The sequence below is a fragment of the Bacillus sp. GW823-FHT06A10 genome (assembly GCF_058795375.1).
In genome coordinates, this window is sequence record NZ_JBXAHT010000002.1 from 897,114 (window position 1) to 909,146 (window position 12,033).

The window sequence follows — 12,033 nt, forward strand, 5'->3', positions numbered from 1 at the left end:
TTGATTTAGGAGCTGTACTGCCCGTAAATAGAGGGATAACGTTAGGTGAACGCCCTGCATATTATTGTCATAAGGAGACTTAATATGGGGGAGATTGTCTATGGAACAATTAGTAAATGAGCTTATAGAAGCAGACGTTGGTCGTGTTTTAGTTAATGAGTCGTTAGCACGTTATACAACTATGAAAATAGGTGGACCAGCGGATATTTTAATTGTGCCAAAGCATGTAGCCGGTATTGAAAAAACATTACAGTTAGTAAAGCAATACAAAACGAAGTGGACTGTAATTGGGCGCGGTTCAAACCTTCTTGTATCTGATCAAGGCATAGAAGGTGTTGTTATTCGTTTAGGAGAAGGATTAGATCACTTAGAGGTCGAAAAACATAAGGTAAGGGTTGGTAGTGGATATCCTCTTATTAAATTGTCAACTTTACTTAGTCGTCAAGGGTTAGCTGGATTGGAGTTTGCAAGCGGTATTCCAGGAAGTGTCGGTGGTGCAGTATATATGAATGCAGGTGCACATAAATCGGATATATCGAGTGTATTATCGAAGGCTCTCATTCTGTTTGAAGACGGTACAATTGACTGGTTAATGAATAAAGAACTGGAGTTTTCTTATCGGGCATCTGTATTGCAAACGAAACGTCCTGGTATTGTTTTAGAGGCGGAGTTTCAATTACAGGCGGGAAAACGTGAAGAAATTGTACGTAGCATGCAAAATAATAAAGATTACCGCCGTGAAACGCAACCATGGAATCACCCGTGTGCAGGAAGTGTATTTCGGAATCCAATCCCACATTTTGCAGGAGATTTAGTAGAAAAAGCAGGGCTTCGTGGTTATAGGATTGGTGGAGCTCAAATTTCTGAAATGCATGGCAATTTTATTGTTAATACAGGGGGAGCTTCAGCGCAAGATGTATTGTCCTTAATTGAATTAATAAAACATACAATTAAGGATAAATTTGATGTAGATATGCATACAGAAGTAGAAATCATTGGAAGATAACGGTTATTCGTTCCGCTCATTATCATTTATGTTATAATAAGAAGATAAGAACGGCATGAGGAACATGCCGTTCTTTATGTTACATAGGGGGATCGTACATGAATAATAGTAAAGTGATTAAACTACAAGATCGTGTACCAAAATTGAAAAATCAAAAGAAAAAAAACAAAAAAAATGTTAATCATCGATTGATTTTATACATATCAATTTTATTTTTATTAGTGCTCTTTTTAATTTATTTTCGGTCTCCGCTTAGTAATATAAAAAAGATTAGTGTGTTTGGAAATCACTATATGACGGATGAGCAAGTAATGAAGGATTCAGGCGTGACATATGATACAAGTTATTTCCGAGTGACAGCACATAAAGCTGAAGAAAACTTAACGAAGAGAAAAGAAATTAAAGCAGTAAATGTAAAAAAACGTTTTCCAAACAAGATTGATATTCATATCGAAGAATATTTAACGATTGGTTATATAAATAAAGAGGGAAAATTACAACCGTTATTAGAAAATGGAAAAACGCTTGATGTACTACCTAATGGAAAACTTCCTGTTGCAGCACCGATTTTCGAACCTTTTAAAGAAGAGAAAATGAAGGAGTTAATCGCTGAACTAGAAAAATTAACACCAGCTATTTTAAAATCTATTTCGGAGATTCGCTATTCACCAACGAATGCGAATGAAGATCATCTTACTTTATATATGAATGAAGGTTATGAAGTGAGCACTACGATTCAAAATTTTGCAAAACGTATGGAAGCCTATCCGCTTATTTTAAAAACAATTGAGCCAGGTAAGAAGGTATTAATTGACTTAGAAGTAGGTGCATATACGAAAGAATTAGGTGCGGAAGAAAAAAAAGAATAGAATGGTAGTTTTCGTTGCTTATAGCAGAAAAAACGAAACGAATGTTCTATTATATGTATACGAATTTAGAAGAATGGTTCATTTGATGAAAAATATGTAAAAATTCTTAGATTCATACTAGTATTGGTACAAGTTTCACTTTTCTATGAGTACATCTTAGTGTAGACTTATACTTGGCGGTAAACTTTACACTCGAAATAGAATTATTTCAAGATAAGCAGTTATTCATAGTTTACTGCGATATTCTTAATTGAATGCTAAATAAAAATAAGAAAAATATAGGGTTAAAAAAGGGAAACGTATAAAGACGTTGAATATTTTTCTTATAAATAGTAAAGTTGCGATTGTTGTTCCATATATTGAGTTGTATGGTATAAATAAAGAAGGAGGTGCCAAAGAATGAACAGCAATGAAATATATGTTAGTCTTGACATCGGTACATCCAATGTTAAAGTCATCATTGGTGAAATGGTTAATGACAGCTTAAACATTATTGGTGTTGGAAATGTAAAATCAAATGGTTTAAAGAAGGGATCGATAGTTGATATAGACGAGACTGTTCGATCAATTAAAAAAGCAATTGAACAAGCTGAGCGCATGGTGGGAATCCACATTGAGCAAGTTGTAGTAGGTGTCAATGCAAACCAGGTACAGCTACTTCCTTGTCACGGAGTAGTCGCTGTTTCAAATGAAGATCGTGAAATCGGGAATGAAGATGTCTTACGCGTTCTAGATGCAGCACAAGTTGTGTCAATTGCTCCAGAACGTGAGTTTATTGATGTGGTACCTCGACAGTTCATCGTAGACGGTCTTGACGAGATTAACGATCCACGCGGGATGATCGGTGTAAGATTAGAAATGGAAGGTACACTTATTACAGGCTCGAGAACTTTACTACATAACCTACTTCGTTGTGTAGAAAAAGCAGGTCTTGAAATTGTTGATATTTGTCTTCAACCTTTAGCGGCTGCAACAGTTGCTATATCTTCAGATGAAAAAAATAGAGGAGTAGCCCTTGTTGATATGGGGGGAGGATCTACAACTTTATCTATTTTTAAAGATGGAGAGTTACAAGCGACGAGCGTATTACCATTAGGTGGAGACCATATAACGAAGGATATTGCGATTGGGTTGAAAACTTCAACAGAAAATGCAGATCAAATTAAGTTGAAATATGGACATGCTTTTTATGATACAGCATCTGAAGAAGAGATGTTTACGGTTTCTATTATGGGAAGTGATCAAACAGAACAATATTCTCAGTTGGAATTATCGGATATAATAGAGGCTCGTGTAGAGGAAATTTTAATGTTTGTTCAAGATGAAGTGCGTAAGTTAGGAGTAAAGCAAGTGGCTTCTGGTTATGTACTAACTGGTGGAATTGCTTCTATGCCAGGTGTTCTTGACCTTGCATATGATATTTTACATGAAAATGTTCGTGTAGCAACTCCTGATTATATTGGTGTGCGTGAGCCCCAATATACAAGTGGAGTTGGATTAATTAAACATTCTTATCAAAAAGCTAAATTACGTGGGAAAAATGTGCAGGAAAAGCAAGAGCATTTTGAACCAGTACCAGCACCAGCACCAACGCCGGTACAACAGCAACCTGCAAAACAAAAAACTCGTAATCAAAACAATAATAATCAAAATGATGACCGCATGATGTCAAAAGTAAAACGTGTATTCCGTTATTTATGGGATTAAAATTGGACACGAAAAATGAGGTTCTAGGGGGATTTCGACATGTTAGAGTTTGATACTACTCAAGATCAATTAGCGAATATAAAAGTTATCGGTGTCGGCGGTGGCGGAAACAATGCTGTAAACCGTATGATTGAACACGGTGTACAAGGTGTAGACTTTATCGCTGTGAACACTGATGCACAAGCATTAAATCTATCAAAAGCTGAAACGAAAATGCAAATTGGTGGAAAATTAACGCGTGGACTTGGTGCAGGCGCAAACCCTGAAGTAGGGAAAAAAGCTGCAGAAGAAAGTAAAGAACAGATCCAAGAAGCACTTCGTGGTGCGGATATGGTCTTCGTAACTGCCGGTATGGGCGGTGGAACTGGAACTGGTGCAGCTCCAGTTGTTGCTCAAGTTGCAAAAGAATTAGGTGCTTTAACAGTTGGTGTTGTAACACGTCCATTTACTTTTGAAGGACGTAAGCGTGCGACGCAAGCAGCATCTGGTATTGCAGCATTTAAAGAAAATGTAGATACTCTTATTGTAATTCCAAATGATCGCTTATTAGAGATTGTTGATAAAAATACGCCAATGTTAGAAGCATTCCGTGAAGCTGATAACGTATTACGTCAAGGTGTTCAAGGTATTTCGGATTTAATTGCAACACCAGGTTTAATTAACTTAGACTTTGCAGACGTAAAGACAATTATGTCTAATAGAGGTTCTGCTTTAATGGGTATTGGTTCTGGTAACGGGGAAAATCGTGCTGCAGAAGCTGCGAAAAAAGCGATTTCTAGTCCATTACTAGAAACATCTATTGATGGAGCTCAAGGTGTTATCATGAACATTACGGGTGGCGCTAACTTAAGCTTATATGAAGTACAAGAAGCGGCAGATATCGTAGCTTCAGCTTCAGATCCAGAAGTAAATATGATCTTCGGTTCTGTTATTAACGAAGGATTAAAAGATGATATCGTTGTAACTGTAATTGCAACTGGTTTTGATGATAGCATTGCAACTCAACCACCAAAACCAATTATTCGTCCGAATGCGAACCACACGCAACAACAGCAACAACCAGTAGCTCAACCTTCAAAACAACGTGAAGTAAAGCGTGAAATGAAGCGTGAAGAGCCAGTTGTACATGAGCGTCATTCAGATTCAGATGATATCGATATTCCAGCATTTTTACGTAACCGTCGTAGACGATAAAAAAAGGAGCTTTCATGCTCCTTTTTTGTTTTTTAAATGGAAAAGACCTGCTAAGCAGGTCTTTTTTTATTTCGTATATTTCAATATATTTTGTTGGTGAAAATAAGAGTATATCATTCTATGAATTTGTACTTTTATTTTTTACCGACAGATTATGTCTAGAAATCACAAAATAACAAAAAAACACCTCCGCAAATTGACACACTTTCCTATTGGATATGCATTATACTAGTCTCAACTTGAAAAAAGAGGTGAATTGTTTGGTTGTTTACGCCGACGTTGTTTGGTTGTTAAACGCCTGCATTGATTTTCTTTTGCTTTTATTAACAGCTACCGTGTTAAAAAAGAAGATCAAAAGATGGAGGCTTGTGTTAGGGGCATTTATAGGTTCAACTATTGTTATTTTTGCCTTTACTCCTTTTGCTTCTATGATGACACATCCAATTATGAAACTACTGTACTCGTTACTTATTGTGTATACAGCATTTGGGTTTACAACATTTAGAAATTATGCACAAACTGTTTTTACTTTTTACTTTGTAACCTTTATGGTTGGCGGAGGATTAATTGGAACTCATTTCTTTTTGCAAACGAATGAAATGGTAAATGGATTGGTTCAATCTCAGTCAATTTCTTACGGCGATCCAATTAGTTGGTTATTTGTTATTTTTGGTTTTCCGGTAATTTATTATTTTTCTAAAAAGCGTATTGAAAGCGTAGAGGTCACGAAAATACACTATGACCAAATTGTAAAAGTAAAAATTCAATTAGCCGAAGAAGAACTAGAACTGGCAGGTCTTATTGACAATGGGAACCAACTTTACGACCCATTAACAAAAACACCCGTTATGATTATGCATGTTTCATCATTAGAACATTGCTTACCATCTTGGTTAACAGAACAAATTTATTCCAAAACAGAAATTCCTCAAATACCAGAAAATGATTCTGGTTGGGCGACAAAATTACGTTTAATTCCTTTCCGTGCAGTAGGAGTAGAAAGTCAATTTTTGTGGGCAATTAAGCCTGACAGTGTGCAAGTTGATCATGAAGGTAGTTCTATTGTTGTAAACAAAGTATTAATTGGATTAAATACACAACAACTGTCTACTAATGGGGAGTATCAATGTATTGTGCATCCAAAAATGTTGATTTCACAAAAAATGGTGATCGCTTAATAATGAGAGGCGGGATAATATGATGAAATTAAAATTTTATTTAGTATACCTTTGGTATAAAGTATTGCTGAAATTAGGAATTAAGACCGATGAAATTTATTATATTGGTGGAAGTGAAGCGTTGCCACCACCGTTAACGAAAGAAGAAGAGGAAGTTCTTTTGAATAAATTGCCAAAAGGAGATCAGGCAGCAAGGTCATTACTTATTGAACGCAACTTAAGGCTCGTTGTATATATAGCAAGAAAGTTTGAAAATACAGGGATAAATATTGAAGATTTAATTAGTATAGGAACAATCGGCCTTATTAAAGCGGTAAATACATTTAATCCAGAAAAGAAAATAAAATTAGCAACATATGCATCGCGTTGTATAGAAAATGAAATTTTAATGCATTTACGTCGGAATAACAAAAATCGTTCGGAAGTTTCTTTTGATGAACCGCTAAACATTGATTGGGATGGGAATGAACTATTGTTGTCTGACGTGTTAGGTACAGATGATGATATTATTACAAAAGATTTAGAAGCTACTGTAGATCGTCACCTTTTAATGAAAGCATTACACCAATTAAATGATCGTGAAAAACAAATTATGGAACTTCGGTTTGGGCTTGCTGGAGGAGAGGAAAAGACGCAAAAAGATGTGGCGGATATGCTTGGGATTTCACAGTCATACATTTCGCGTTTAGAAAAAAGAATTATAAAAAGATTACGAAAAGAATTTAATAAAATGGTGTGAAGAATAAGACCAGCCGTTATGTAGGCTGGTCTTATTCTATTTAGTTGTATTAGGAAAGATAATTTAAATGAAAAATAGTGAAAAAACCATATGCATAAAATCCCCTTCAAAGGAAATACTTTACACTGTACAGCAACTCCCGATAGGAGGGAACACTTTGACGAGAAACAAAGTAGAAATTTGCGGTGTTGATACAGCTAAACTTCCAGTATTAAAAAATGAAGAGATGCGTAAATTATTTCGTGAAATGCAAAGTGGAGAGATAAGCGCAAGAGAAAAATTAGTGAATGGAAACTTACGTCTTGTACTGAGCGTCATCCAAAGATTTAATAACAGAGGAGAATATGTTGACGATTTATTCCAAGTTGGTTGCATCGGACTTATGAAATCAATTGATAATTTTGATTTAGGCCAAAATGTAAAATTTTCAACGTATGCTGTGCCGATGATTATTGGGGAAATACGCAGATATTTGCGTGATAATAATCCGATTCGCGTATCGCGCTCATTGCGAGATATTGCGTATAAAGCTTTGCAAGTAAGAGAGAAGTTAATTGCAGAAAATTCAAAAGAACCAACAGCAATGGATATTGCAAAAGTGCTAGAAGTAACTCATGAAGAGATAGTATTTGCTTTAGATGCGATTCAAGATCCAGTTTCATTATTTGAACCGATTTATAATGATGGAGGAGATCCTATCTTTGTTATGGATCAGTTAAGTGATGAAAAACAAAAGGACGAGCAGTGGGTTGAAGAACTAGCATTGAAAGAAGGAATGAAGCGTTTAAATGATCGAGAGAAAATGATTATTAGAAAACGTTTCTTCCAAGGAAAGACACAGATGGAAGTTGCAGAAGAAATTGGGATTTCCCAAGCGCAAGTATCACGTTTAGAGAAGTCAGCCATTAAACAAATGAATAAAACGATTCAAGGATAAGGTCTCACCAATTATGGTGAGACCTTTTTATATGTAATATGGTTTGTGCTCATAGTAGGGGATTAGTGTTCATATAATGAAACTAGCATGGTGTTTCGTATAGGTGGCTTCCTGTAAATATGAGAAACAGCTTCCAATTCGTCATATAAGGGGGAGAGGGTAAAAATGGTGATACGAATTTCAGAGTTACAGATGAAGGATGTTATAAATATTTCAGATGGAAAAAGGATTGGGAATATTGGAGATATTGAAATTGATATGAACACAGGGCAAGTTTGTTCTGTTATTATTTCCAAACAGACACGTATGCTAGGTATTTTTGGAAAAGATGTTGAGATTGTAATTCCTTGGAAGGAAATTGTGAAAATTGGGGAGGATGTCATACTTGTAAGAGTAGATCCTGTTAATACTGTAACAGAATCAATACAAACACCGACAATTTCATAAAGAATATTACAAATTCCTCTTTTTTTTCTGTTAGGATTATGAAAAAATAAAAGTATGGTAAAATAGACAGGAAGTACCATGCTTTTTTCTGTTATTTTAATTAAAAGGAGCCGCTTTATTATGAGAGAACCATTTAAATATGTGGACGGTATACTGTATTTACAAGCGTGGAAAGAACTTGGAAACATTACTGCTGGATTTACGACAAAAGATGGTGGGATAAGTACGGGCTCCTTTCATGCGATGAATTTAGGATTACATGTGAATGATATCGTGGAGAACGTTCATGAAAACAGACGCATTTTAGCAAATAAGTTACAAAAACCATTAGAAAACTGGATTTGCTCTGAACAAGTTCATGATCATCATGTTGAAAAAGTAGGGCAACAGGAAAAAGGAAGTGGCGTTTATTCATATGAGGACGGCATTTCAAAAACAGATGGCATTTATACGAGTAATGAAGATGTTCTGTTAACGTCTTGTTACGCGGATTGTGTTCCGCTCTATTTTTATGCACCATCACATGGTATGATAGGACTTGCGCATGCTGGATGGAAAGGCACTGTACAAGAGATTGCAAAGGAAATGATTCAAAAGTGGAATGCAGAAGGTATTTCAAGTGATGAAATTCATGTTGCAATTGGACCGTCGATTGGATCTTGTTGTTATGTTGTGGATGATCGTGTATTAACAGCAGCACAGAAAGTAATTAACGGTGCTGTTCCTCATCAAAAAATTTCTGACGGGCAGTACGCAATTAATTTAAAAGAAATTAATCGTATATTATGTGTACAAGCAGGCATAAAAGAAGAGCATATTGTAATGTCATCTCTTTGTACAAGCTGTGAAGAGCAACTATTTTTCTCTCATCGTCGTGATCAAGGTAAGACAGGAAGAATGTTGAGTTTCATAGGTTTTAAGGAGGAAGGAAGCAAGTGACAGTACAAGAAAATTTAGTAATTGTAAACGAAGCTATTAAAGAATCTTGCGTTCGAGCTGGACGTTCGTTGCAAGATATTAAACTTGTTGCAGTGACAAAAACTGTAGGGATTGAAAAAACAAACGAAGTAATTGAAACTGGAATTATCGATTTAGGTGAAAATAGAAATGAAGGTTTCTTACAGAAATATGAGCATTTCGGTTCAAAAGTTAATTGGCACTTTATTGGCTCATTACAAACGAGAAAAGTAAAAGAAATCATTAATGAAATTGATTATTTACATTCGTTAGATCGTCTTTCCCTGGCGAAAGAAATTCAGAAACGTGCTGATAAGAAAGTGAAATGCTTTATTCAAGTGAAAACCTCATCTGAAGAATCGAAGCAAGGATTAGCAATAGAAGAGATTGTTTCTTTTATTCAAAGTTTGCAAGAATTCGATAAAATTGAAGTGGTTGGACTAATGACGATGGCTCCATTTACAGAAGAAGAGGAAGAAATCAGACGCTGTTTTAAGGAATTACGTATGTTGCAAACAAAGGTGCAGGAGCTAGAGTTATTACATGCGCCATGTAAAGAATTATCAATGGGAATGTCCAACGATTACACGATTGCAATTGAAGAAGGGGCTACATATATTCGTTTGGGAACGATTTTAGTAGGAAAAGCGTAAAAGGAAGGAGAATCTTATTATGAGTTGGTCAAAAGTAAAATACTTCTTTTTTGATACACCGGAAGAAAAAGAAGCAGCTCAATATGGTTATGAAAAGGAGCAAACAGACATGAAAAAGCAGCAAGATCCACCAGAACAACAAGATGTTACGTTTCCAAAAGCGCAACCGAAGCAAAATGTTGTGAGTATTGAAACAGCAAAACAATCTTCAAAAGTTGTTTTATTAGAACCACGCACATATTCGGAAGCACAAGGGATTGCGGACCACTTAAAAGGTAGACGAGCTGTTGTAATTAATTTGCAGAGAATGTCTACTGATCAAGCGGTACGTATCGTTGACTTTTTAAGTGGTACTGTATACGCTATAGGCGGGGACATTCAAAAAATAGGACCGAAAACATTTATGTGTACACCTGAAAATGTTGATATTGTTGGTGCAATTTCAGAGTTATTCGGTGAAGAAGAAGAAACAAATATAAAGAGGTGGTAATACGCCATGACAACAGTTTTAATGGTGTTAAGTTCTGCTATCGAGATTTACTCGTGGGCACTGATTATTTACATTCTCCTATCATGGTTTCCTGGTGCAAAGGAATCATCTTTTGGAGAGTTCTTGGCGCGAATTTGTGAACCGTATTTAGAACCATTCCGCAGATTTATTCCGCCGCTTGGTATGATTGATATTTCTCCACTCGTTGCGATTTTTGCGTTAAAACTTGCTAAAAGTGGTTTGTTCAGTTTGTTCAGCTATTTCTTATAGTAAGAGGTTAAATACATGAGCATTTACGAACATTTTAGGCCTGATGAAGAGGTCTTTGTAGATAAAGTGCTGGAGTGGAAGCGAACAGCAGAGTACCATCAAGTGAAATTAACAGATTTCCTTGATCCAAGACAGCAACAAATTGTTTCTATGGTAATTGGACAAGGAGATGTCGCTGTGCAATTTGGTGGTGCAACGCCTAATGCAGAGCGTAAAAGAGCACTCATTTATCCAGACTATCTAGAATTAAATGAAGAAGAATTTCAAGTAGAAGTATTAGAAATTGACTATCCTTCCAAGTTTTATACGCTAGAACATAGGCAAATATTAGGTACATTTATGTCTCTTGGTTTAACGAGAGAAAAATGTGGTGATATTTTGCTGCAAGAAAATCGTGCCCAAATTGTAGTTGCGAAAGAAATCGTATCGTACATTGAGATGAACTTACAAGCAATAGGAAAAGTAAAAGTCTCCTTATCAGCAGTACAAGGAGAACAAATTCTACAAATACATGAAACGTGGGGGGAGAAATCTGGAACGGTTTCTTCACTTCGTTTAGATGTTATATTAGCTGAAATGTTACATTTATCTAGACAGAAAGTACAACCTTTCATAAAAAATGGTTTAGTAAAAGTCAATTGGAAAACAGTGGAGCAAACTTCTTATGAATGTTATCCAGGAGATGTTTTTTCTGTTAGAGGATATGGCCGAAGTAAATTATTTTCTGTAGAAGGTAGAACAAAACGCGACAAATGGAGAATTTTGTATGGTATACTAAAATGATTGGTTTTTTAGAAGGAAATCCTCCTATTTTGTCGAAGAAAAGATATAATTGAAAGAGGAAATTTAGATAACTACTTGGAGGTGGCGTTGTGCCGTTAACACCATTAGATATTCATAACAAAGAATTTGGTCGCGGATTCCGTGGCTATGATGAAGATCAAGTAAATGAGTTTCTTGATCAAATTATCAAAGATTATGAATTGGTCATTCGTGAGAAAAAAGCTTTAGAAGAAAAAGTTGCGCAGTTAGAAGGGAAGTTAGATCATTTCTCTAATATTGAAGATACGTTAAACAAATCTATCGTTGTTGCGCAAGAAGCAGCGGAAGAAGTAAAACGTAATGCGCAAAAAGAAGCGAAATTAATTGTGCGTGAAGCTGAAAAGAATGCTGATCGTATTATTAACGAAGCATTAGTAAAATCAAGAAAAGTTGCTTTTGATATTGAAGAGCTAAAGAAACAAGCGAAAGTATTCCGAACTCGTTTCCGTATGTTATTAGAAACACAGCTTGAAATGTTAAACAACGATGATTGGGATAAACTAATTGAGTTAGAAGACGAAGTAGATGAACTGTTGAAAAAAGAAGAAACAGTGTAAGCTTGACGTTTTTCTCATTATTACATATAATTTTAAACAACATATTTATTAAGAAAAACGAAGATAGGGATAAGTACCTTTTCAAACCTTATATAGCGAACTGAGGATGGTGTAAGCTCAGGATAAGGAGATAGTGGGAATATCACCCTGGAGTTCCGCGCTGAATAAATAGAGTAAGCGTAGGCGTGTATTCGCGTTAAGAATATA

Annotated in this window: 14 protein-coding genes and 1 other annotated feature (1 of these 15 cut by a window edge); all 14 genes read left to right on the forward strand. The window is 35.6% G+C overall.

The features are described 5' to 3' along the window. Positions 1–100 precede the first annotated feature (100 nt). The 14 genes from murB to divIVA all read left to right on the forward strand — a co-directional run bounded on the left by murB (position 101) and on the right by divIVA (position 11,826). Positions 101–1,006, forward strand: coding sequence for a UDP-N-acetylmuramate dehydrogenase (gene murB / locus AC1Q8M_RS19585; RefSeq protein WP_000437027.1), 906 nt, complete (start codon positions 101–103; stop codon positions 1,004–1,006). Between the two features lie 98 nt (positions 1,007–1,104). After that, positions 1,105–1,875 carry a cell division protein DivIB gene (gene divIB, locus AC1Q8M_RS19590; protein WP_001065789.1) on the forward strand — a complete coding sequence of 257 codons (771 nt, stop codon included), beginning with the start codon at positions 1,105–1,107 and terminating at the stop codon, positions 1,873–1,875. A gap of 399 nt (positions 1,876–2,274) precedes the next feature. After that, a complete protein-coding gene (ftsA, locus tag AC1Q8M_RS19595; protein WP_098361292.1) occupies positions 2,275–3,582 on the forward strand; it encodes a cell division protein FtsA in 1,308 nt (435 codons plus the stop codon). A 39-nt stretch (positions 3,583–3,621) separates the two neighbouring features. Beyond that, entirely contained in the window at positions 3,622–4,776 is a 1,155-nt protein-coding gene (gene ftsZ / locus AC1Q8M_RS19600) for a cell division protein FtsZ (protein WP_000888984.1), read from the forward strand. Between the two features lie 260 nt (positions 4,777–5,036). Next, a complete protein-coding gene (spoIIGA, locus tag AC1Q8M_RS19605; RefSeq protein WP_025117948.1) occupies positions 5,037–5,954 on the forward strand; it encodes a sigma-E processing peptidase SpoIIGA in 918 nt (305 codons plus the stop codon). Between the two features lie 19 nt (positions 5,955–5,973). Continuing rightward, on the forward strand, positions 5,974–6,693 hold the full coding sequence (gene sigE / locus AC1Q8M_RS19610; RefSeq protein WP_000976948.1) for an RNA polymerase sporulation sigma factor SigE: 720 nt from the start codon (positions 5,974–5,976) through the stop codon (positions 6,691–6,693). Between the two features lie 157 nt (positions 6,694–6,850). Next, entirely contained in the window at positions 6,851–7,630 is a 780-nt protein-coding gene (gene sigG / locus AC1Q8M_RS19615; protein ID WP_000197755.1) for an RNA polymerase sporulation sigma factor SigG, read from the forward strand. 165 nt (positions 7,631–7,795) lie between these two features. Then, positions 7,796–8,077, forward strand: a complete 282-nt coding sequence (locus AC1Q8M_RS19620) for a YlmC/YmxH family sporulation protein (protein WP_000236749.1) — start codon at positions 7,796–7,798, stop codon at positions 8,075–8,077. Positions 8,078–8,197: 120 nt separating this feature from the next. Continuing rightward, positions 8,198–9,016 (forward strand): peptidoglycan editing factor PgeF, encoded by an 819-nt coding sequence (gene pgeF / locus AC1Q8M_RS19625; protein ID WP_001209012.1) that lies wholly within the window; start codon positions 8,198–8,200, stop codon positions 9,014–9,016. Then, entirely contained in the window at positions 9,013–9,687 is a 675-nt protein-coding gene (locus tag AC1Q8M_RS19630) for a YggS family pyridoxal phosphate-dependent enzyme (RefSeq protein ID WP_097924691.1), read from the forward strand. The genes pgeF and AC1Q8M_RS19630 overlap by 4 nt, the downstream gene beginning before the upstream one ends. A gap of 19 nt (positions 9,688–9,706) precedes the next feature. Beyond that, the gene (locus tag AC1Q8M_RS19635; RefSeq protein ID WP_000119129.1) at positions 9,707–10,177 is read left to right on the forward strand and encodes a cell division protein SepF; all 471 of its coding nucleotides are present in this window, start codon (positions 9,707–9,709) and stop codon (positions 10,175–10,177) included. Positions 10,178–10,183: 6 nt separating this feature from the next. After that, on the forward strand, positions 10,184–10,447 hold the full coding sequence (locus AC1Q8M_RS19640; protein ID WP_000214324.1) for a YggT family protein: 264 nt from the start codon (positions 10,184–10,186) through the stop codon (positions 10,445–10,447). Between the two features lie 15 nt (positions 10,448–10,462). Next, a complete protein-coding gene (locus AC1Q8M_RS19645) occupies positions 10,463–11,230 on the forward strand; it encodes a YlmH family RNA-binding protein (RefSeq protein ID WP_098365729.1) in 768 nt (255 codons plus the stop codon). Positions 11,231–11,319: 89 nt separating this feature from the next. Beyond that, a complete protein-coding gene (gene divIVA / locus AC1Q8M_RS19650; protein WP_001131611.1) occupies positions 11,320–11,826 on the forward strand; it encodes a septum site-determining protein DivIVA in 507 nt (168 codons plus the stop codon). 51 nt (positions 11,827–11,877) lie between these two features. Next, positions 11,878–12,033: a binding site (T-box leader), on the forward strand (it continues 68 nt past the right edge of the window).